Here is a 21,767-nt window from a genome sequence, read left to right as displayed (position 1 = left end):
ACGATTGGGTATAGTGTGTAATCAGAAAATACTGTATAATCGACTGTAACTAGTATAGGGAGGGTTGACCATGACGCTATTGTACTTGAATTCTTCTCTGTAAACGATAAAAATACAGGAGGAATAGAAATGACACAATCGTGGGTGGAACCCTTTTATCGGAAGCAGTTTGAGTGGATGGATCAGAATGTGGACAGGAAAGATGCAAATGCCCAGTTAGCTCTAGAGGTCAAAGAGCAAGTCGGAAAGCCCTTTCGACAGATGCTCGATATTGGAGCGGGAAAAGGAGATGTAGCGAAAACATTAGCGCAAACAGGGATCGAGATGACGACACTCGAGCTTGTCCCGGAATTAGTCGATTTTGCTAGAAAACGTTCCGGTGGATTAGTGACGAGTTATTGCGGTGATTTCTATACATTTGAACTGCCACAAACATTTGATGTTGTGAGTTACTTGGATGGTTTCGGAATCGGAACAGATGAGGATCAGCTTCTGCTGCTGCAGCGGATTCGTAACTGGATGAAAGAGGATGGCTGTGCATTGATCGACATCTATCAGCCGCGTTACTGGCAGCATGTGGCTGGCCGGGAGATGACGGTGGACTCAGCACGTCGTGTTTATCATTATGACGCAGAAGAGCATCGTATGGTGGACAGTTGGTGGCATCCGGATCATCCGGAGGATAAAGTCACGCAGTCATTGCGCTGCTATACTCTGGAAGAAATCAGTGACCTATGTAAACTGGCCGGTTTGAGCATCGTAGGCTTTTTTCCTGGCGGTGCGATGGATTTTGAAGAATGGCGTTACTCTGAACGAGTGCCGTTGCATGAATGTTTGTCTTATCGGGTGAAAGTGAAAAAAACAGGATAAGCGTATATTAATAAGGGTGCCGTGATGGCACCCTTTTTGAGTAGTGATTCAAGTCCAAGCATGACAAAAAATGAAGGGGTTTGATATCTGACCTTTCACCCTATTAGAAAAATATGGGTTTGTATTGACAGCATGGAAGGCACGATATATCCTGTACTATGAGTTTTTGTATGAGACATGCAACACGAATTCAAATCGTGTTGCTTTTTTTTTTGCAGCTGTCGTTGAAAAAGTAAAGGGGAAGAAGGGAAAGCTGAATCTGTGAACGTCTCGGAAATACAGTATAGAAGTGTTAGCAAAACGAATATTGGAGGGAAATTATGACGAACGAGTTTTGGGAAAATATTCGTCGCAAGATTGATTGGCCTGTATTTCTATGGAGTGGCGGCATATTAATGGCATTCGTGCTGTTTTCGATTTTTAAAGTGGACCAGGTCAGCAACTTCGTGAATAAGGGATTTGATTTATCGATTCGCTACTTTGGAGCGTATTGGCAATTTCTCATGATGGCCACATTTGTAGTAGGCGCGGTACTGGCGTTTTCAAAGTATGGAAAAGTCCGTCTGGGTGATGCAAAGAAGCCTGAGATGTCTTATTTCAAATGGGTAGCTGTCATTTTGACGACAGGTTTAGGCGCTGGCGGCGTCTTTTGGGCAGCAGCGGAGCCTATGTATTACTTTCTGGACGTGCCTCCCATGCATAAAGGGATTGAAGGCGGAACCGTGGAAGCGATTGGGCCAGCATTGGCTCAAAGTTACATGTCATGGGGCTTCACCGCATGGTCTGTCTACGGTGCGATCAGTTCCATCATTTTGATCTATGCGCATAAGCATAAAGGGATGCCGTTGAAACCGAGAACTCTTTTGTACCCGATTTTAAAAGAAAGAATTTTAACGAGCAAATGGGGCACAGCTGCCGATGTGGTTTGTATCATAGGAGCTGCTGCTGGTACGATCGGGCCAATTGGTTTTCTTGGTCTGCAAGTCAGCTATGGAGTCAGTGCGATCTTCGGCATACCGGATACATTCGTAACGCAGCTCTCCGTCATCGTCATTTTGACAGGAATAGTACTCGTATCCACCCTTACAGGTATTGAGAAGGGGATTCAATTCTTAAGTAAGCTGAACGTGAACTTAGTGGCAGTAATTGCCGGCTTCCTGATTGTGTTCGGTCCGGGTCTGTTCATCGTCAACATGTTCATGTCTTCCTTTGGTACGTATGTGAGTGATTTCGTGAGTATCAGTACGTTCCGCGGGGATGAGGCATGGCTTGGAAGCTGGATGCTCTTCTTCTTCGGATGGTTTATTGGATTCGGCCCTTTGGTGGCTTTATTCGTTGCGAGAATCTCGAACGGGAGAAAAATCCGTGAAATCTTTTTAGTGGTTGCGGTAATAGCGCCTGTCATTACAAACTTTTGGTTCACGGTACTTGGCGGCACGGGTATTTTCTACGAATTGAATAACGCAGGTTCCGTCAGTGGGCCATTGAACGAAGGCGGACTGCCGAGTGCAATCATCGCCATTGCGGAACAAATGCCGTTAGGGTTCATCATGCCTACTGTATTCTTGATTTTGACGACACTATTCGTAGTGACGACAGTGGATTCCATGTCGTATTCAATTTCCATGGCCGTGACAGGCGACGGGAACCCACCAAAAGTCGTTCGTGTATTTTGGGCGGTCATCATGGCCACCATCGCCACCATCCTCATTAAGATTGGGGGAGGAGGGATCGGAGCTTTGCAGTCATTTGTAGTCATAGCTGCCGTACCCGTCTCGCTCCTATTACTTGTAGTGGTATGGTACGCACCGAAAGTGGCGAAAGTGCTTGCGATTGAACAGGGCATTGTTAAGAAAGAAGAGAGTGCGGACTGAAAGATTAAGAAGAAGTCATCCGCATTCACTAGCGGGTGATGTAACAGGAATTGTAAAGGATAGTAGAATAGGAAACGTCGAAAAGCGCATTGCTCTGGAGCAATGCGCTTTTTCTATGGAGTGTTTGAATTCACAATGTATGACTGCTAAGCATGTAGTGATGATGTCAGGCTGTCTATCACCGGGATAAATCTGGATAGGTAGCGGGAATAGTTTCAGATACACCATCTGAACCGCAGTTTAGAAAGCTCTTTTTACCAGTACTAGTTAAGCTCGCTGGACGAATCGTCTTCTGATGGTACCCAAAGCTGCGACCAGTTCTCGATTTCTTTTAGCACCGGTTCCATGGCATAACCTTTTTCGGTTAGGGAGTATTCAATAATTACAGGAGTTTTAGGAAATACTTCCCGTTTAACGATACCTTGGCTTTCCAAATCCTTCAAACGATCGGATAAGACTTTGCCGCTGATTCCGATAGCTGACTGTATCTCTCTGAATCGTTGAGTTCCTAATAATAGCTGATAAATGACGAGCCCCATCCACCTTTGACTCAGGAGGGAGATGGCTTTTTCGAACTTAGGACAAATCGTTGATTGTTTCATAGGATATCCACCTCTCCTCACAGTATACCATGAACCTCATTCTGCTTACATTATAAAACAAATATACTTGACGACACAGGGTTATGTATATACAGTTGGTTACATAAAGTAATTAGATTGTAAAAAGAAATTAAAAGTACGTCCGTTATTTCACCAGTTGATGAATGGATTAAAACAAAAATGATAGGGGGATTATGATGAATTTCCATGCAAAACCAACAACATTTGTTGGCCACGTCAAAATAAAAGTGGTAGACCTGAAGCGGTCTTTGTCTTTCTATCAAGACATTCTTGGTTTCGATATTCTGGAGCAAACGGGATCCTCCGTGAAGCTTACAACGGATGGCAAAACCAATATATTGTCTTTGGAGCAACCGGAAAATGCTGTGCCAAAGCAAAGCAGAACTATAGGGTTATATCATTTTGCACTTCTTTTACCGCAGAGAGCGGATCTAGCTAATCTCGTCGTCCATTTATCCGAAAAAGGAATACGATTAGCAGCATCCGATCATCTTGTCAGTGAAGCGCTGTACATCAATGACATAGACGGCAACGGAATTGAGATCTATATCGATCGATCTCCTTCTGAATGGAACTGGCAAGCGGAAGAAGTGAAGATGACTGTAGATCCTCTTGATTTTGAGAACCTGCTGTCAAATTCCAGTCCCGAGTCGGTATGGCAAGGGATGCCGGAAGGAACGGTTATGGGGCATATCCATTTACACGTTTCTGAATTAGTGAAAACTGAAGAGTTCTACGTGAAGGGATTAGGACTCGATGTTGTCAACCGTTACGGCGGGCAGGCCTTGTTCCTTTCTTCCGGGAAATACCACCATCATATAGGAGTCAACATATGGAATGGGGAGGGAGCACCGGAGCCAGCACAAAATAGTGTAGGTCTGCAATCCTTTACGCTCGTGTTACCAGATGAAGAAACACGATTGGAAGTCATCGAGAATATTGAACGCATTGGAGGAAATGTGAAAGAGGAAGGCCGTTACTATATCACATCCGATCCTTCAGGAAATCGTATCCTTTTAGACGTATAAATAGACGGTCTTAAAAAAGAATGAAGAGCTTGGTATCAAGTCCATGAGTTCTTCACAAGAATAGGAACTAATTCAAACCAAGACTGACTTTGACAACAGCTTCTTATTGAATCTGCAAGCGTTACAATAGGATGATGTGATGTTGATGCTCAATCAGGTCATTGCCTGGAGCGGCGCATTAAAAACATGGAGATAACATTTTCAAATCCGTTCAATGAAAATATACAAGTAAGCTCTGAGCATTCCGCTCGGAGCTTTTTTAGGTATTCATCTAAAAAAACACTTACATCATTCGGAAAAGTTCTGCTATAGTAGTACAGACCGGTTGGTATGTCGGAGGGAGGAAGAGAAGAGTGGATACAAAAACACGAATGATTGAAACGGCGACAAAGCTTTTTCAGCAGAGAGGGTACAAATCCGTGGGACTGAACGAATTGCTGCAAGCTTGCGGAATTACGAAGGGAGCACTCTATCACCATTTTCCTGGAGGTAAGGAAGAGCTGCTCATTGCATGTTTGCATTCGCTCAACCAGACGCTCACGAGAGATATTAAATTGGTCTTTCAAGGTGCTGCTTCTACAGAAGCGGCAGCCCGTGCGGTTGTTGGCGAGATGATCAAGGATTTGGATCGGGATGGAACGATTGCAGGATATACGTTCAGCAGTATCGTAAGTGAGATGTCTCTGCTTAGCGAACCTGCTCGCGAGGCTTGCAGAGCGCTATATGAACAAATCCAATCCATCTTCCATGCGAAATTACTTGAAGATGGTTTTTCAAGTGATCGTGCGGCCTCAGTCGCTTTGTTCTTGACCGCTACCATAGAAGGCGGACTGCTCTTGTGTCGTGCACAGAATTCTTCTCTCCCTTTAAAAACGATATCGAACGTCATACCTGAATTGATGAAGGAGTTTTAAGACGTATGATGAAGGAACGAGAAGTTAAAAGAGGATTTATCATGTTGGCATTGTTCACAGCAGGCTTTGTCGGGTTGTTCAGTGAAACGGCCTTGAATATTGCGCTAGGTGAACTCAGTCACATTTTTCAAGTAAGTACAACCGCAATCCAATGGCTTGCTACTGGCTATTTCTTGACGCTCGGCATTCTTGTGCCGATTACAGGGAATCTGATGCAAAAGTTTACAACACGTCAGCTTTTCATCGCATCCCTGACTTTATCGATTATCGGGACGATGACTGCGGCAATGGCACCTGTATTCAGTGTGCTGATCATTGCGCGGGTTATTCAGGCAGCAGGGCTTGCCATCGTGTTACCGTTGACACAAAATGTGATTTTCACGATTTATCCGCCGAACGAACGCGGGGGCGCCATGGGAATCATGGGCCTAGTGATCCTGGCTGGACCTACACTCGGGCCGACCCTGGCAGGGCTGATTCTGGATACGCTCTCTTGGCATTGGATTTTTGGAGTGACGTTACCGGTCTTGCTGTTCTCTTTAGTATTCGGGTACATCTTCATCCCTAATGTAAATGAAGTTCGGGAAACTCGAATCGACAGTCTATCGGTCATCTTATCCACTCTTGGTTTCGGTGGGTTGGTGTACGGATTTAGCAGCAGCGGGGACTATGGATGGGGAAGTATGCCAGTAATCGGAACAATCGTCATCGGACTTGTTGCTCTGATTCTTTTCGTTGTCCGACAGACGAAGCTCGAATCACCGATGCTGAACTTACAAGTTTTCAGACATCCTCAATTTGTAATAGGATTCACTATGAATAGTATTACGTTCTTCAGTATGCTTTCCATGCTCGTCGTTTTACCGATGTATATGCAAGTGGTACTCATCATTTCAGCCTTTGCAACTGGACTGGTCTTGCTGCCAGGAAGCCTGCTGAATTGCATTCTTGCCCCTCCGATTGGACGCTTATTCGACCGGTATGGTCCGCGTGCAATCATAACACCGGGAACGCTTCTTGTAGTGGCGGGGTATGCCCTCTATTCACAGTTTGGAACAGAGACGGCTTTGTGGATGATGGTTGTGACACATATCGTGATGATGCTCGGTGTAGGGTTGACCATTGGTGCCGTACAGACGAATACGCTGAATGCTTTGCCTAAACGGCTTTTCCCGGATGGCATTGCGGTTACCCAAACATCTCAGCAAGTATCGGGAGCTGTCGGAATCGCGATAATGATTTCCATTCTAACCGTTAAACAAGGCGCTGCTCTAGCGGAGGGAGTTACGATAATGAAGGCTACAGCGGAGGGGACTTCTATGGTATTCACGTTCAGTTTAGTGCTGGCTGTCATGAATGTTGTGCTGTCTCTCTTCTTAAAGAAAACGCAATAATACTCGCACAGCAACCGAAATGGTTTGTTGAGAAAAGTTGGTTCTGCTCAATAGGCGGAATCAGCTTTTTTGCGTCCCGAATCTCCCCTAGTCACATTATCTTTTAAGGTTAGAACAATTGAACCTGGGTAAATGAACTAGGATCAATGGTTTATGGAAATAAGGCTTTCCGGTCGAAGGTGAATACGTTGAATGATGAAGGCTTTGTAACCTGAACAGCCAAAGTTTACGAAAGCATGGAGAAGGAGGAATCCAGATTTGAAGAAAAACTTTGATCTAATTGTAATCGGCACTGGAACAGCGGGATCGAGCACTGCTCAAGCTTGTAAAAAAGCGGGTTGGACGGTAGCCATTGTTGAAAGTCGTACATATGGCGGTACATGTTCCCAACGGGGGTGTGACCCGAAAAAAGTGTTGGTAGGCGCAGCGGAATGGATGGATTGGAAATATAGAATGGAAGGGAAAGGACTTTCGGGGAATGCACGTATTGATTGGAAAGAGCTGATGGCGTTTAAAAAAACGTTCACGGAGCCGATTCCAGAAAACGCCGAAAAGAATTTCAAGGAGCTTGGGATTGATTGTTATCATGGTCATGCAAAGTTCCATTCGAAAACTCAAATAAGAATAGGCGAAGATGTGCTTACCGGAAAGAAAATCGTCATCGCGACGGGAGCACAACCTGTGAAATTGGGGCTCAAGGGTGAGGAGTTAATGATTCACAGTGATGATTTCCTCGACCTGGAAGTGCTGCCGAAGAAGATTCTCTTTGCAGGCGGCGGCTATATATCTATGGAATTCGCACATCTCGCAGCACGTGCTGGCGCAGAAGTGGAAGTGATTCATGGCGGAGAACGTCCCCTTGAACAATTCGATCCCGATTTGGTCGAACTGCTCGTAAAACGTTCTGAACAAATAGGGATTAAAATGCATCTGAATACACGTGTCGAGTCTGTTGAAAAGAACGGAAGTACGTTTACCGTGACAGGTAAAAAAGACGATAAGAAGCAAACCTTTACAGGCGACTTAGTTGTCCATGGATTGGGACGCGCGCCTGCGCTCGATATCGATCCTGCAAAAGGGAATGTCGATCTTGGAAAAAAAGGGGGCGTGCATGTCAATGAATACTTGCGAAGCGTCAGTAATCCTGACGTTTACGCTGCGGGAGATGCAGCCGAAACCTCAGCGCCGCCATTGACTCCGATCTCTTCAAGGGATTCAGATGCAGTCATCCGAAATCTATTGCATGGCAACAATACACCTATTGAGTATCCGGTTGTCCCATCTGTTGCATTTACAGTCCCGAAAATCGGTTCTGTCGGGTTGACAGAAGAAGAGGCAAGAAAGTCCACTCAAAAAACCAAAGTGACGTACCGGGAAATATCGGATTGGTTTACGTTTAAAAGGACAAACGAGCAAGCAGCTGCATTCAAGCTCATTACGAATGCCGAGAAAGGAACCGTCCTGGGTGCGCATATTTTAGGCGGAAATGCAGATGATCTCATCAATCATTTCTCCACAGCCATTCGCCTGGAGTTAACTTTTGAAGACATGAAGAAAACGATTTTCGCTTATCCTACAGCTGCTTCCGATATTGGCTCCATGTTGAATGAGGTCGATTAAAAAACTAAAAGGATCCCCCCGCCATTCCATTTGAATGGCGGGGGGATCCTACATATTTAAAATTATTTCTTCGACCAATCTGTATGGAACGATCCATCTTTATCGATGCGTTCATACGTATGCGCACCGAAATAATCCCGTTGCGCCTGGATTAAATTCGCAGGTAACGTCGCGGTCCGGTAACTATCATAATAAGCAAGTGCGCTAGAAAAGGCTGGAGTGGGTACGCCTTGTGCAATCGCAAGGCTCAGTACTTCACGAAGCGCTGATTGATACACGCCCACAATTTTCGTGAAATAAGGGTCTACCAGCAAGTTCGGCAACTCCGGATTCTTATCGAATGCATCCTTGATATTTTGTAGGAACTGCGCACGGATAATGCAACCTCCACGGAAAATCATCGCAACCTCTCCGTATGGAATATCCCACCCATATTGAATGGATGCGGCACGCATTTGAGCGAAACCTTGTGCATACGAACAAATCTTACTCATATACAAAGCTTTTCGGATCGCTTCGATCATCTCATTGCGATCCCCCGCAAATGGTTTTGCTTCGGGTCCTGTCAAGCATTGACTCGCGGCAACACGCTCTTCTTTAACTGAAGAAATGAACCGTGCAAAGACGGATTCCGTCACGATTGGGAGTGAAATCCCTAAGTCCAATGCATTTTGGCTTGTCCACTTGCCCGTCCCTTTTTGTCCAGCTTTGTCTAAAATCTGGTCTAGCAGCGGATTACCCGTCTCTTCGTCCACCTTCCCGAAAATCTCGGAAGTGATCTCGATCAAGTAACTATTCAGTTCGCCTTCGTTCCACTCTGCGAACGTGTCATGCAATTCTGCAGACGTCAACCCGAGAGCGTGTTTCATGATGAAATAGGCTTCGGAAATCAGCTGCATATCTCCGTATTCAATTCCGTTATGTACCATCTTCACATAATGGCCAGCTCCTTCAGGACCCATATGAGCACTGCATGGCGTGCCATCGACTTTCGCGGAAATGGCATCCAGGATCGGTTTAACTTGTTCATACGCTTCCTTCGGTCCTCCTGGCATAAGGGAAGGACCAAATCTTGCACCTTCTTCGCCGCCTGAGACGCCTGTACCGATGAAATGGATACCTGACGCTTTTAACTCGGCAGTCCGACGATTCGTATCTTCGAAGAATGTATTGCCTCCATCAATTAAAATATCGCCCGATGTTAGGTGTGGAAGGAGGGATTGGATGACAGAATCTGTCGTCTCGCCGGCTTTCACCATCATCAAAATTTTGCGTGGGGCTGCAATCGACGCGACAAATTCCTCAAGAGTGGAAGCCCCGATAATGTTTTTTCCTTTTGCTTCATTGGCAATGAATTCGTCCGTCCGATCTGTCCAGTAGTCATAGACCGCTACAGGGAATCCTTTACTCTCCATGTTCAATGCCAAGTTCAATCCCATGACGCCAAGTCCGATTACACCGATTTGCTGATTGCTCATAGTCATCCTCCGTTCTGAATTCAGTAACTAGTAATCTCCGTTAACCGTTCTTCAAGTTGCTTCTTTTCATCCTCGAATCCCTCTTTGCCAAGCAGCGCAAACATGTTCTTCTTGTATGCTTCAACCCCTGGCTGGTCAAACGGATTCACGCCCAGTAACGTCCCGCTGATAGCGCACGCTTTTTCAAAGAAATAGACGAGCTCCCCAAATGTGTATGCATTCAACTCGTCCAACTCGATCAGCAAGTTCGGGACGTCCCCATCAATATGTGCAAGAGTCGTGCCCAGTGCCGCCATTTTGTTCACTTCGTCCATCGTTTTTCCCGATAAGAAATTCAACCCATCAATGTTGGTAGCATCCGCTTGGATTGTCCGTTCAACTGGCGATTTCTTGATTTGTAATACGGTTTCGATGAACAAACGACGCCCTTCTTGAACGTATTGTCCCATGGAATGTAAATCCGTCGTGAAGTTGACTGAAGCAGGAAAGAGACCTTTTACGTCTTTTCCTTCACTTTCTCCGAAAAGTTGCTTCCACCATTCGGCAACATAATGGAGACCCGGTTCGTAGGTCACTAATAACTCAATGGATTTTCCTTTGCTGTTGAAGATATTTCGAACCGCAGCGTATTGATAGCTCCCGTTTGTCGCAAGATCAGGATTATTATACTCATAGTAAGCAGCTCTAGCACCCGCCATCATCTGGTCAATATCAAGACCTGCAACAGCGATTGGAAGTAAGCCTACGGGTGTAAGTACTGAGTAACGTCCTCCGATATCTTCAGGAATGACGAACGTTTCATACCCTTCCTCAGTTGCGAGCTTACGAAGCGCGCCTTCTGTTTTGTCCGTCGTCACGTAAATTCTTTTACGTGCTTCTTCCTCCCCGTATTTTTTTTCCATGAATTCACGGAAAATCCGGAAAGCCAATGCAGGTTCAGTCGTTGTCCCTGATTTAGAAATGACATTGATGGAAATGTCCTTTCCTTCCAACACTTGCAGAAGGTGTTCGATATAGATGGAGCTGATATTCTGCCCTGCAAAGTACACTTCGGTATTACCGGCCATCTGGTTATGGAATGTATGGGAAAGGGCTTCAATCGCAGCCTTGGAGCCGAGATACGATCCGCCGATTCCGATGACAATCAGTGCATCCGATTGGCGTTGAATCCTGGAAGCAGCCGATTTCACCCGTTCGAACTCTTCCTTATCGTATTCAATCGGCCAATTGACCCATCCCAGATAATCCGATCCCGGCCCGCGCTGGCCATGTATTTGGTTATGCGCCTGCTTTACAAAAGCACTGAAATTATCCATCTCCGTACTTTTCATGAACGACATTGCGTTTGTATATTCAAATGTAACTGACATGTGCTGTATCTCCTTTTATGTGAAAGATGGTCTGATTACCACCAGTTGACGTGATCATTTGCGAGTAACTGTTTTGCTTCTTTTGGCCCCGTTGAACCGGCAGGGTACGTGACCAACGGCAATCGATTGGCTTCGAATGCTTCCAGTAATGGCTGAATCCATTGCCAAGACAGCTCGACTTCTTTCCAATTGGCAAAGAACGTGGCATTACCGAGCATCGCGTCATGCAGAAGGAGTTCATAAGCTTCTGGCTGATTGCTTGTATTCGTAGTGAACGTAATCGTAGACGGTTGAAAACGATTTGTAGAAGGGTCTTTCATATTCACTTGTAACGAAATACTTTCATTCGGACTGATTTCTAGGATCAGCAGATTAGGAGCAAGTCCTTCAGGGTGATAATCTTCTAAATGCGTAGGGCGTTCCTTGAATTCAAAGACGATACGAGTCGATTTCTTATCCAATCGTTTACCAGTCCTTATATAGAAAGGAATCCCTTTCCAAAACTCGTTGTCGATAAATAAGCGGGCTGCGATATACGTGTCATTCATGGATGACAGCGGGACACCCGGTTCTTCACGATAAGCAGGAACGTCAATGCCGAATAGATCCCCCTTACCATATTGTCCGCGAATCAGATCGGTTTGTAAGTTTTCCTCTTGAATCGGACGCAATGCTTCCATGATGTTCACTTTTTGTGTACGGATTTCTTCAGGTTGAGCCTTCTTAGGCAGATGAAGTGCAGTCATCATGACGAGTTGCAGCATATGGTTTTGCACCATATCGCGGATTGCGCCCGCTTTGTCGTAGTAAGCGGCACGAGTTTCGACGCCAACCGTTTCGCTGGCAGTAATTTGTACGTTCGCAATCAGTTTGTGATTGAACAACGAATCCAATACAGGATTGACAAGGATCAACGTTTCCAGATTTTGCACCATCGGCTTACCAAGATAATGGTCGATCCTATAGATTTCGTCCTCATGAAACGCTGTCCGTAACTTTTCGTTCAACTCACGGGCCGAGGCTAAATCACTTCCGAAAGGTTTTTCTACAATAAGCCGTTTCCATCCAGAGGATTGGCTGACTCCGCTTGTATTTAAATTAGAAGTGATTACATCAATCAGACCTGGAGCGACGGACAAGTAGAATAAGCGGTTTTCAGGCAGGTTCAATTCGCGCTCTCTCTGTTCGATGAGCCCTTTCAACTTCTCATAAGACTTTAGTTCAGTTGCGTCGAATGTACAATAGCGGAAAGCGGATAAGAACCGTTGCAATCCTTCTTCTTGAACGTTCCCTCTCGAGTATGTGCGAAGCGATTGTTCCACCTTTGCAAGAAATACGTCATCAGTGTAAGGGGTGCGGCCAAGACCGACAACTGAAAAAGCCTCTGGCATTTTGTTGTCGACATACAAATTATATAGAGCCGGGTATAATTTTCGTTTGGCGAGATCACCAGTTGCTCCAAACAAAACGACTGTCATCCCTTGTATGCTAGTGTTCCTTTTCTCTTCTGTATGTGAAGAGGGATTCTTACTATCCATGTACTTCCCTCCAATAATTTGAATAGCATTTCAAGTACTTTAAAACTTCAACAGTACCTAGTATAAGTTGACCGGACGATAAATGTAAGTAGGCAGTTTACAAACGAATGGTACAAAAAAGTACAGGGTAAACAATTGTTCAAGTTACTGAATAGATGTAAGCGTTTTAAAAGCAAGGCCGATACCGTAAGCTTACACTATTTGTGACTGAAAAAATCCGTAAGGTGTAGTTGGTAAAATTAGTTTAGATAGGGTTTTATAGCTAAAAGTGTGTGGAAATCAACTATTAAAGGCAGATTTTTTGCGATACACAGCTTTTTCTTATTGAACAAGGGGCTCCTCCTAGACAATCAGATGGCAGATATGCAAGGATGACGATATGGTGTGAAAAGAATCTAACAAAGATTGGATGGTCGATCATGATGAAAATGTATGATATTACAAGTTCTATTTATGAAGGTATGACAGTGTATAAAAACAAGCCGGAAAAGCAGCCGGAAGTGAAACGCGTGACGAATGGGTATGTGACAGAAACACGTTTAGACCTCGATGTGCATACAGGAACTCACATCGACGCACCACTTCATATGGTTGTAGATGGGGATACGTTTGAAACACTCCCTTTAACAAACCTGGTCGGCCAATGTAAAGTGATCGATGTAACAACTGTCGGGTCCGGAGTTACTAAAGCAGACTTGGAAGGTTTCAACCTTCAGAAGAACGATTTTGTTTTATTGAAAACTAGGAATTCTTTTGAAGAGGAATTTGACTTTGATTTCGTTTATCTGGCAGCTGACGGTGCGCAGTATCTAGCAGAGGTAGGGATTCGTGGAATTGGAATCGATGCGCTAGGCATTGAACGAAGCCAAGAAGGACATCCGACGCACAAAACGTTATTTGCAAATGACATTATCATCATCGAAGGTCTTCGTTTGAAAGAAGTGGAACAAGGCGACTACTTCATGGTTGCAGCACCCCTCAAGTTAGTCGGCACGGATGCTTCGCCAGCAAGGGTATTGTTATTTGAAGGATTACAGTAAACGCAGAGCATTTCGAAGGATACGCTAAGAGATAAGGGAGAACACTCATGTATAAATTAGTAGCAATCGATCTGGACGGCACGCTATTGACGGATCAACTGGAGATTACCCTTGACACCATCACTGCGATTCAACGGACGATTGAAAGTGGCGTTGTGGTGACACTCGCAACAGGGCGCATGTTTCCATCGGCAAAAAAGTTCGCTGAGCAGTTGGGATTGAATGTCCCGCTCATTACCTATCAAGGAGCGATCATCAAAGACGTAGAAGAGAAAAAGGTTTGGTATGAACGTCTTGTACCACCGGGTATATCCGAACGGCTCATTCAGTTTGCGCTTGAGCATCAGGTCCATGTACAAGTGTACCAAGACGATTTCCTTTATGTTGCCGAAGATAACGAACAGATCCAGGCGTATGCCAGGGAAAGTGACGTTTCCTATACTGTTGTAGATGATTTGGGCAGTCTAGCAAAAAGGGGATTCACGAAAGCATTGTTCATTGGAGAACCGATGCATTTAGACCGCTTGCAAATTGAGCTCCGCGAAGAGTTCGGTACAGATGCACACATTGCCAAATCGAAACCTCATTACTTGGAGGTTACAAATCCCGAAGCGAATAAAGGAGCTGCTTTGCTTTACTTAGCCGAGCAACTTGGAATTCACCAGTCTGAAATCATTGGAATCGGCGATAATCACAATGATTTTGAACTCATAATGACAGCTGGCTTAGGTGTTGTTATGGGGAATGGCGTAGAAGCATTGAAACATGTCGCGGACTATATTACAGACACGAACAACAATGAAGGGGTTCTTCATGTACTTCAAAAGTTTGTGATGAAATCCGAGACGACTGTGAATTGAAAATCAGCACGAAGAGGCTCGGACTATGCAAAAACATAGTCCGAGCCTCTTTCGGGTTGATTTATACAAGTAAATCACTAGGGAATTCCAAACCGATTTCTTTTCGGATCGAATCCGCCACTTTCATCGTCATATATGAATTGGAGTACGTATTCACTTCTGACTCGGTTTTACCTTGTTCAATGAGGTCGACAAACTCTCTTGCTTCGTAGTACATCGATGGGTACGGCATTTCAACGGTAAGCGATTCGACACTGCCATTGTGATACCGGATTTCAACTTGCTCCGGAGAAGACACTTTCGTTATGAGCATCGTGCCTTCTTCTCCTTGGATCTCCCAAGGTAATGCTGAGTTGGAAACTTTAGAGTACATCAACACAGCATCTTTGTCCTCGTACTTTAACGTAACGCTTCCTGAACTATCTACACCGGATTCAAGAATGGTGCCCGTCGCTTTGACTTCAAGAGGTGCACCGAATAAAGAAATCAAAGGATATATACAATAGACGCCTAGGTCCATCAATGCACCATTTGCAAATTTCGGGTCAAAAGCGTTTAACACGACACCTTCCTTATATTGATCGTAGCGGGATGAATATTGGCAGAAGCTCGCAAAGTATTTCCGTATCGGTCCTAGTTTGTGAAGATTCTCTTGAATCACTTTGAAATTCGGAAGCAGGGTGGACTTCATAGCTTCCATTAAAAGGACATTGTGCTGCTGTGCAGTTTCAAACATTCGCTGGACTTCTTTTGAATTGGCTGCGAGCGGTTTTTCACATAAAACGTGTTTGCCATTCTGTAAGAAAAGAATGGCTTGTTCTGCATGTAAAGAGTTCGGGGTAGCAATGTACACCGCGTCAATGCTGTCGCTAACCGCCATTTCCTCTAGATTTGTAAACTGATGGGGAATCCCGTGTTTACTAGCAAACTTTGATGCACGTTCACTTGTTCTGGAGTAAACAGCTGTCACGGTTAGGTTGTCCATATGTGATAAGCCATCCAACATTCTTTCCGTAATCCAATTTGTTCCCACTAAACCGATTCTAACCATGATTTCACCTCTGTTTTTTTTTGAACTCCGACGTTTCCTAGTCTTCCTACCGCGACCGGCGATAGTCTCATTATAATGTGTCCGCGATGCAATTCAACCTATATAGAACAATTGCAAGATTCAAGTCGGTGCGTAAATAAGTGCCGTCTCAAGCTCTGTGGGTTTACCGTAATGACAAAGTTATAATCATTAAAAAATAATATTTGACAGTTAACTTTCATAAATGATATAGTGCCACTATATTGAAAACGCTTTCTATTATGCTCTGTGAAAAATGGAAACAGCCGAGTACTTGTTTAACGTCAAATAGCAAGGAGACTATCCATGAACAACCGAGATTTATTGAACAAATTACAACACTCCCTTATTGTCTCTTGCCAGGCATTAGAGGACGAACCGCTTCACAGCTCATTCATCATGAGTAAAATGGCACTGGCCGCAAAACTTGGAGGGGCTGCTGGTATCCGCGCAAACTCAGTAGAAGATATCCAAGCCATTAAAAAAGAGGTCGATCTCCCCATCATCGGGATTATTAAGAAGGACTACCCGAACGAGGCGGTATTCATTACCCCGACATTTAAAGAGATCTCTGCCCTGGCTGAAGAAGGCGTCGATATTATCGCACTCGACGGGACAGATCGGATGAGACCTGGAAACCGAACGTTTGCACAACTTCTCAGCCAAGCAAAAGAAGCATTTCCTGAGCAACTGTTCATGGCGGATGTATCGACCTTGGAAGAAGGCATCCTGGCGGTTGAAGCGGGAGCGGACATTGTTGCTCCGACATTAGCAGGATACACACCTTATTCAAAAGATGTAAACCCGTTAGAGCTAGTGAAGCAACTTGTTGAGAAAGTGAACGTGCCTGTCATCGCTGAAGGGAATTTTGATACCCCTGATAAAGCAAGATTAGCGATTCGAGCTGGGGCTCACGCAGTCGTAGTAGGAAGTGCCATAACCCGTCCTATGAAAATCACGGAAAAATTCGCATTAGCGATCCACCTGAAATAAGGAACTCACGACAATATTCTAAACAGAGGAGCGGATTAGAATGAAAGGTATTTTTACAGCACTAATGTGTGCATTTGACGAGCAGGGCAACATTCACGAAAAGGGGTTGCGCCAGTTAGTTCGTCACAATATCGATGTTTCTAAAGTAGACGGTCTATATGTCAACGGAAGCACAGGGGAGAACTTCTTGATTTCAACTGAAAACAAAAAGCGGATCTTTGAAATTGTCAAAGACGAAGCAGGGGACCAAGTGAAACTGATCGCTCAAGTCGGTTCTCTGAACATCGATGAAGCTGTCGAACTCGCTCAATTCGCAACAGATCTAGGGTATGATTCTCTATCTGCCGTTACACCGTTCTACTATAAGTTCGATTTCGAAGAGATCAAAGACTACTACAACACAATTATTAACAGTGTCGATAACACGATGATCATCTATTCTATTCCTGCTTTAACAGGTGTCAACATGAGTCTGGAGCAATTTGGTGAGTTGTTTGAAAATGAGAAGATTATCGGCGTTAAATTCACAGCTCCTGATTTCTATCTACTCGAGCGTTTACGTCATGCGTATCCAGAAAAACTGATCTATTCAGGATTTGACGAAATGTTATTATCTGCAGCTGTTTTAAATGTGGACGGTGCAATCGGCAGTACGTTCAACGTCAATGGTGCACGTGCCCGTTCAATTTTCCAGCTTGCTCAAGAAGGTAAAATTGAAGAGGCACGGGAAATCCAAAAAGTGACGAATGATTTGATTTCAGCAATTCTTGCAAACGGGCTCTATCAGACAATCAAAGAGATGCTGAAAACACAAGGTGTCGAAGCGGGAGTTTGTCGCAAGCCGATGAAACAGCTGTCAGCAGACAAAGTGGAAGTGGCACAACAACTTGCAAAAACGTTTTTAAGCAAGTGATGGAAAGAAGACTTTTGCGGAAGTCTTCTATTATATAAGTAAGCGCTTACTGACGAACAAGTGATGATAGGGGGAAAAGGGATGGATGGGAAGTTTGCTGTAATCGACTATGTAATTCTGTTTGCGTATTTGCTTTTTATTCTATATATCGGAATTGCGGTTGCAAAGAAGGAAATGAAAGGGAAAGAGTTCTTTAAAGGAGATGGCAGTATCCCATGGTGGGTAACATCCGTAAGTCTTTTCGCAACGCTGCTTTCTCCAATCTCGTTCTTGTCCCTTGCAGGAAACTCGTATTTAGGAAACTGGCAGCTCTGGGCAGGTCAAATTGGATTGTTCATCGCGGTTCCAGTAGCCATTTACTTCTTCTTGCCCGTGTACCGCAATCTCAACATCGATACCGCATATGAATATTTGGAAAGACGGTTTGGTAAAGGGTTACGGATTATGGGTAGTTCTCTATTCATCATCTACCAAGTCGGGCGGATGTCGATCATCATGTATTTGCCAGCGCTTGCGCTGTCAGCAGTAACAGGAATCCATACTGTAGTGATCATTCTATTCATGGGTGTCATTGCCACCATCTACTCATCAATCGGCGGCATCAAGTCCGTACTATGGACAGATTTCATCCAAGGGATTGTCCTGATAGGCGGAGGGGTATTCGCTCTTATCGTACTCATCTTCTCCATTAAAGGCGGAATCCCGGAAATCATGAAAGTCGGTGTCCAAGACAACAAATTCTTTAGTGAAGCCGTCATTTTCGACCCCAATATCTTGAATGATAGCTTGTTCATCATCTTCCTAGGTGCTGGATTATCTACATTGTTCTCGTACATATCGAGTCAAGACATGGTACAGCGCTATTTGACTACGACCGATTTGAAACAGATGAACAAAATGACCATTTTGAATGGTGTGCTCTCTCTCGGTACGGCAACGTTATTCTTCTTTATCGGTACGTCATTGTACGTATTTTATAAGCAGGCGGGCGGCGCTATGCCGGATGGTGCAAAAGATCTCATCTTTGCGAATTTCATCGTCACGGAGTTACCGGCAGGGATTTCAGGATTACTCATCGCGGGACTCTTTGCGGCAGGTCAATCCACGCTCTCAACAGGGTTGAACAGTGTCGCGACCAGCTGGACGTTGGATATTCAAAAAGTTCTGCGTCCTGATATGTCTGATGAAAAAGGAACGAAGATCGCTAAAATCGTCAGTATCGTTGTTGGAGTCGTGTCAATCGTCTTTGCAATCGTTCTCGCATATTCCAACGTCAGTTCTGCATATGAATGGTTCAACGGTTTGATGGGTCTCGTACTCGGTATTATCGGTGGTACATTCACACTGGGTGTTCTTACAAAAAGAGCGAACACAAAAGGTGCCATTGCAGGGTTTATTGTAACGACCATGATCGCCATCTATGTTTCTTATTTCACAGACACGACGTTATGGGCATATTCACTTATTAACCTGGTTTCATCGCTCGTATTCGGTTACTTGTTCAGCTTGCTGTTCAAAGGTAAGAGTAAGGCGGAAGACGCTTCAGCACACCTTACGTATTACGACCAGCCAAAAGGATAATTTGAGCATAAAGGGAGGGCAGCGCCGTACGTTAGGTGCTGTCCTCTTTCTTTTGAAATGATATAGTAAATGGAATAGATGGAGAGGGGAATCGGTATGTATATTGGAGCAATCGATATTGGCGGCACATCGATAAAAACAGCAATTTCAAATGAGTATGGGGAGTTGAAGAATCCGAAAGCGTATCCAACGGAAGCCGATAAGGGCGGTTCGCATCTGATGGGGAAAATCCTGATGATTTGTGAAGAGATGCAAGTACAGGAGAATCTGGACGGAATAGCGATTAGTTCAGCAGGGCAAGTAGATGCAGATACGGGTACGATTATTTATGCTACGGATACGATTCCAGGCTATTCAGGGATGAATGTGTGTGAGCAAGTGTCAACGAAGTTCAATGTGCCGGCTACGATGGATAATGATGTCAACTGTACTGCACTGGGGGAACAATGGGTAGGGGCCGCCCGGAACGTGAATGACTTTTTGACGGTTACGCTTGGAACAGGAATTGGTGGTGCATTGTTCATCAACGGAAGTTTGTATAGAGGGACAACATTTTCCGGCGGTGAAATCGGACATATGATTTTGCATCCTGGAGGGAAGCCTTGTACATGTATGCAAGCAGGGTGCTATGAGCGATATGCGTCCAGTGCTGCTCTGTCAGCTACTGTTCAGCAGCAGTTAGGTGACATGGAACTTCCTGTGTTCTTTGAAAGGATCCGTTCCGGAAATGCGGAAGCAATCGTTCTATTTGAAAGATGGATTGACGATTTGACAACAGGATTAGCATCGCTGGTCCTTATTTTGAATCCGTCTGTGGTCGTGATCGGTGGAGGGATTTCCGCGCAAGGGGAATTGTTGAAGGAAGCGATTCAAACGTCTCTGGAAACGAAACTGATGCCGAACCACAAAAAAAGAGCTGACTGTCGTGCTTGCGGAAAAAGGGAATGACGCAAATCTGTTGGGAGCGGTACGACACTTTTTAAATCACCATCCTGTTCAGGAAGACTAAGTGGAAGGAGAACGATTGATATGCAAACGGGACCGCTGAAAGGCATGAAGCCGTCGGTGCTCATGGAGCAGTATAAACCGGAGTTTACAAAGTCTGAGCATAAGATTTACACCTACTTAATAGCAAATGAGGGGCACGTGATCTATTTATCGCTTACAGAATTGTGTGAGGCCAGTGGTGCAGCAGAAGCGACAGTGCTGCGTTTTTTCAGGAAGCTTGGGTTTAAAGGGTTCCAAGACTTTAAGTATTCCTATGCCCAAGAGTTGGCAGCGGATACAAGTGTGGCTGAACACGGCACCTATCTGGATAAAATCCGGAAAAACATGGTAAGGGCAGTAGAAGACTCCGCAGGAATAGTGGATCAAGAGGAACTGCAACGTTCAATAGATGTATTGAAACAGAAAGATAATATCGTCATCTTTGGCGTTGGTTCTTCAGGGATAGCTGGCCTCGATATGCAAAGCAGGTTAATAAGGATTGGTCGACAAGCCACAGCTGTCATCGATCCGCATTTTCAAGTGATGCTTGCCTCTTCGCTGAACGAAAGCAGTGTTGTCATCGCAATTAGTATATCAGGTGGTACAAAGGATATTGTCGATTCGGTCAAAATTGCAAAAGCTAAAGGTGCCACCATCATTGTGCTGACGAACTACTTGAAATCTCCATTGAGCAAATATGCAGATCATATTCTCCTCGGGGCGGCGAAGGAAAACCCGCTGGATAGCGGGTCATTAGTATCTAAAATCGCTCAACTATTTTTAATCGATGTACTCTGTACTGGATTGACTGTGAAGGATGTAGAAAAAGCGGAAGAAATCCATAACGAGATTTCTACTAATATCTCCACAAAGCTTTATTGATCAGGTACTTTATTGCACTTTCGATGAAACTTTTAAGTGAGTCACCCGACTACTCCTAATAGAAACAACCATTTAGTGAAGTGAGGGGATTTTATGAAAAAGATAGCAGGGATTTTAGTAGTGCTCATGGCAGTAATGATGGCGGCCTGTGGCAGTCAGTCTTCGGACAAACCGAATAAGAATCAGGCAACTGACGTGGATTTCGCAGACGTTGTTTCAAACATTAAGGACCAAGTTGCAGGAGATTTGAAAGCTGATGGTGTGGAAGAAATGAGTCAAATCTTTCAAGAAGTTGATTTAACTGAAACTGATGATGAAAATTCTGGAGCAGATATTTGGATGGCGAAAATGACACTGAATCCTAAATCACTTGCTAATGGGACTGTTATCGCTGCACTCATGAACGTCAATGCAGATGAGATTATCATTCTGGAAGCAAAAGATGAAAAACAGGTAGCTGAGTTGAAGAAGTCTCTTGAAAATGAATTGGCGGCCCAAGTTCAAACGTGGGAGCAATATTTACCTGACCAATATGAGAAAGTGAAGGACAACAAAATCGTCACAAAAGGGAAATTCCTTTTGTATGTGACATATGAAAATCCGGAAGCAATCGAGAAAGCATTCAACGAAAGCTTCTGACAGAGGATAACGCACAGTTTGTATTTTCAGACTGTGGGCAAAAGGGGTGTGAATCGATTTGATTTTCACCCTTTTTGTCTTTTTGCATCGTTGA

At 44.5% G+C, this 21,767-nt stretch carries 19 protein-coding genes; 14 read left to right on the top strand and 5 right to left on the bottom strand.

Annotated features, from left to right (window positions below; all coding sequences use genetic code 11):
• The first annotated feature begins 129 nt into the window (after window positions 1–129).
• The gene (locus tag ABE021_RS01595; protein ID WP_430286415.1) at window positions 130–870 is read left to right on the top strand and encodes a class I SAM-dependent methyltransferase; all 741 of its coding nucleotides are present in this window, start codon (window positions 130–132) and stop codon (window positions 868–870) included.
• A gap of 320 nt (window positions 871–1,190) precedes the next feature.
• Window positions 1,191–2,744 (top strand): BCCT family transporter, encoded by a 1,554-nt coding sequence (locus ABE021_RS01590; protein WP_430286414.1) that lies wholly within the window; start codon window positions 1,191–1,193, stop codon window positions 2,742–2,744.
• A 263-nt stretch (window positions 2,745–3,007) separates the two neighbouring features.
• Here the strand turns inward: ABE021_RS01590 and ABE021_RS01585 are convergent, their stop codons facing one another.
• Window positions 3,008–3,346 carry a winged helix-turn-helix transcriptional regulator gene (locus ABE021_RS01585; RefSeq protein ID WP_430286413.1) on the bottom strand — a complete coding sequence of 113 codons (339 nt, stop codon included), beginning with the start codon at window positions 3,344–3,346 and terminating at the stop codon, window positions 3,008–3,010.
• A gap of 197 nt (window positions 3,347–3,543) precedes the next feature.
• Between ABE021_RS01585 and ABE021_RS01580 the strand changes: the two genes are divergently transcribed.
• From ABE021_RS01580 to ABE021_RS01565, 4 genes are all read left to right on the top strand, one after another.
• Window positions 3,544–4,395, top strand: coding sequence for a VOC family protein (locus ABE021_RS01580; protein ID WP_430286412.1), 852 nt, complete (start codon window positions 3,544–3,546; stop codon window positions 4,393–4,395).
• Window positions 4,396–4,748: 353 nt separating this feature from the next.
• Window positions 4,749–5,309: a TetR/AcrR family transcriptional regulator gene (locus tag ABE021_RS01575; protein ID WP_430286411.1), complete on the top strand. Its 561-nt coding sequence runs from the start codon at window positions 4,749–4,751 to the stop codon at window positions 5,307–5,309.
• A gap of 5 nt (window positions 5,310–5,314) precedes the next feature.
• Window positions 5,315–6,703 carry a DHA2 family efflux MFS transporter permease subunit gene (locus ABE021_RS01570; RefSeq protein ID WP_430286410.1) on the top strand — a complete coding sequence of 463 codons (1,389 nt, stop codon included), beginning with the start codon at window positions 5,315–5,317 and terminating at the stop codon, window positions 6,701–6,703.
• A 258-nt stretch (window positions 6,704–6,961) separates the two neighbouring features.
• Window positions 6,962–8,323, top strand: a complete 1,362-nt coding sequence (locus ABE021_RS01565) for a dihydrolipoyl dehydrogenase family protein (protein ID WP_430286409.1) — start codon at window positions 6,962–6,964, stop codon at window positions 8,321–8,323.
• 62 nt (window positions 8,324–8,385) lie between these two features.
• On the opposite strand, the gene gndA is transcribed toward ABE021_RS01565, so the two are convergent.
• From gndA to zwf, 3 genes are read right to left on the bottom strand one after another with little or no spacing between them, the layout of a single operon-like run.
• Window positions 8,386–9,801 carry an NADP-dependent phosphogluconate dehydrogenase gene (gene gndA / locus ABE021_RS01560; RefSeq protein ID WP_430286408.1) on the bottom strand — a complete coding sequence of 472 codons (1,416 nt, stop codon included), beginning with the start codon at window positions 9,799–9,801 and terminating at the stop codon, window positions 8,386–8,388.
• 20 nt (window positions 9,802–9,821) lie between these two features.
• Window positions 9,822–11,171 carry a glucose-6-phosphate isomerase gene (locus ABE021_RS01555; protein WP_430286407.1) on the bottom strand — a complete coding sequence of 450 codons (1,350 nt, stop codon included), beginning with the start codon at window positions 11,169–11,171 and terminating at the stop codon, window positions 9,822–9,824.
• 35 nt (window positions 11,172–11,206) lie between these two features.
• Window positions 11,207–12,709, bottom strand: coding sequence for a glucose-6-phosphate dehydrogenase (gene zwf, locus ABE021_RS01550; RefSeq protein ID WP_430286406.1), 1,503 nt, complete (start codon window positions 12,707–12,709; stop codon window positions 11,207–11,209).
• Between the two features lie 422 nt (window positions 12,710–13,131).
• Here zwf and ABE021_RS01545 point away from each other — a divergent pair, with 422 nt between their 5' ends.
• The gene (locus ABE021_RS01545) at window positions 13,132–13,749 is read left to right on the top strand and encodes a cyclase family protein (protein ID WP_430286463.1); all 618 of its coding nucleotides are present in this window, start codon (window positions 13,132–13,134) and stop codon (window positions 13,747–13,749) included.
• 47 nt (window positions 13,750–13,796) lie between these two features.
• Window positions 13,797–14,609 carry a Cof-type HAD-IIB family hydrolase gene (locus ABE021_RS01540; protein ID WP_430286405.1) on the top strand — a complete coding sequence of 271 codons (813 nt, stop codon included), beginning with the start codon at window positions 13,797–13,799 and terminating at the stop codon, window positions 14,607–14,609.
• A 61-nt stretch (window positions 14,610–14,670) separates the two neighbouring features.
• On the opposite strand, the gene ABE021_RS01535 is transcribed toward ABE021_RS01540, so the two are convergent.
• Window positions 14,671–15,660 (bottom strand): Gfo/Idh/MocA family protein, encoded by a 990-nt coding sequence (locus tag ABE021_RS01535; RefSeq protein WP_430286404.1) that lies wholly within the window; start codon window positions 15,658–15,660, stop codon window positions 14,671–14,673.
• 324 nt (window positions 15,661–15,984) lie between these two features.
• On the opposite strand from ABE021_RS01535, the gene ABE021_RS01530 reads away from it, so the two are divergent.
• The 6 genes from ABE021_RS01530 to ABE021_RS01505 all read left to right on the top strand — a co-directional run bounded on the left by ABE021_RS01530 (window position 15,985) and on the right by ABE021_RS01505 (window position 21,673).
• Window positions 15,985–16,671 carry an N-acetylmannosamine-6-phosphate 2-epimerase gene (locus ABE021_RS01530; RefSeq protein ID WP_430286403.1) on the top strand — a complete coding sequence of 229 codons (687 nt, stop codon included), beginning with the start codon at window positions 15,985–15,987 and terminating at the stop codon, window positions 16,669–16,671.
• A 40-nt stretch (window positions 16,672–16,711) separates the two neighbouring features.
• A complete protein-coding gene (locus ABE021_RS01525; protein ID WP_430286402.1) occupies window positions 16,712–17,584 on the top strand; it encodes an N-acetylneuraminate lyase in 873 nt (290 codons plus the stop codon).
• 81 nt (window positions 17,585–17,665) lie between these two features.
• The gene (locus ABE021_RS01520; protein ID WP_430286401.1) at window positions 17,666–19,165 is read left to right on the top strand and encodes a sodium:solute symporter; all 1,500 of its coding nucleotides are present in this window, start codon (window positions 17,666–17,668) and stop codon (window positions 19,163–19,165) included.
• A gap of 96 nt (window positions 19,166–19,261) precedes the next feature.
• Complete coding sequence (locus ABE021_RS01515) at window positions 19,262–20,113, top strand: ROK family protein (protein WP_430286400.1); 852 nt, start codon at window positions 19,262–19,264, stop codon at window positions 20,111–20,113.
• 81 nt (window positions 20,114–20,194) lie between these two features.
• A complete protein-coding gene (locus ABE021_RS01510) occupies window positions 20,195–21,034 on the top strand; it encodes a MurR/RpiR family transcriptional regulator (protein WP_430286399.1) in 840 nt (279 codons plus the stop codon).
• Between the two features lie 93 nt (window positions 21,035–21,127).
• Complete coding sequence (locus ABE021_RS01505) at window positions 21,128–21,673, top strand: DUF4358 domain-containing protein (protein ID WP_430286398.1); 546 nt, start codon at window positions 21,128–21,130, stop codon at window positions 21,671–21,673.
• The last annotated feature ends 94 nt before the right edge of the window (window positions 21,674–21,767 follow it).

The sequence above is a fragment of the Sporosarcina gallistercoris genome (assembly GCF_050459885.1).
Taxonomy (GTDB): domain Bacteria; phylum Bacillota; class Bacilli; order Bacillales_A; family Planococcaceae; genus Sporosarcina; species Sporosarcina gallistercoris_A.
Note: the sequence above shows the minus strand (reverse complement) of the source record. Positions and strands in the feature narration are given on the sequence as shown.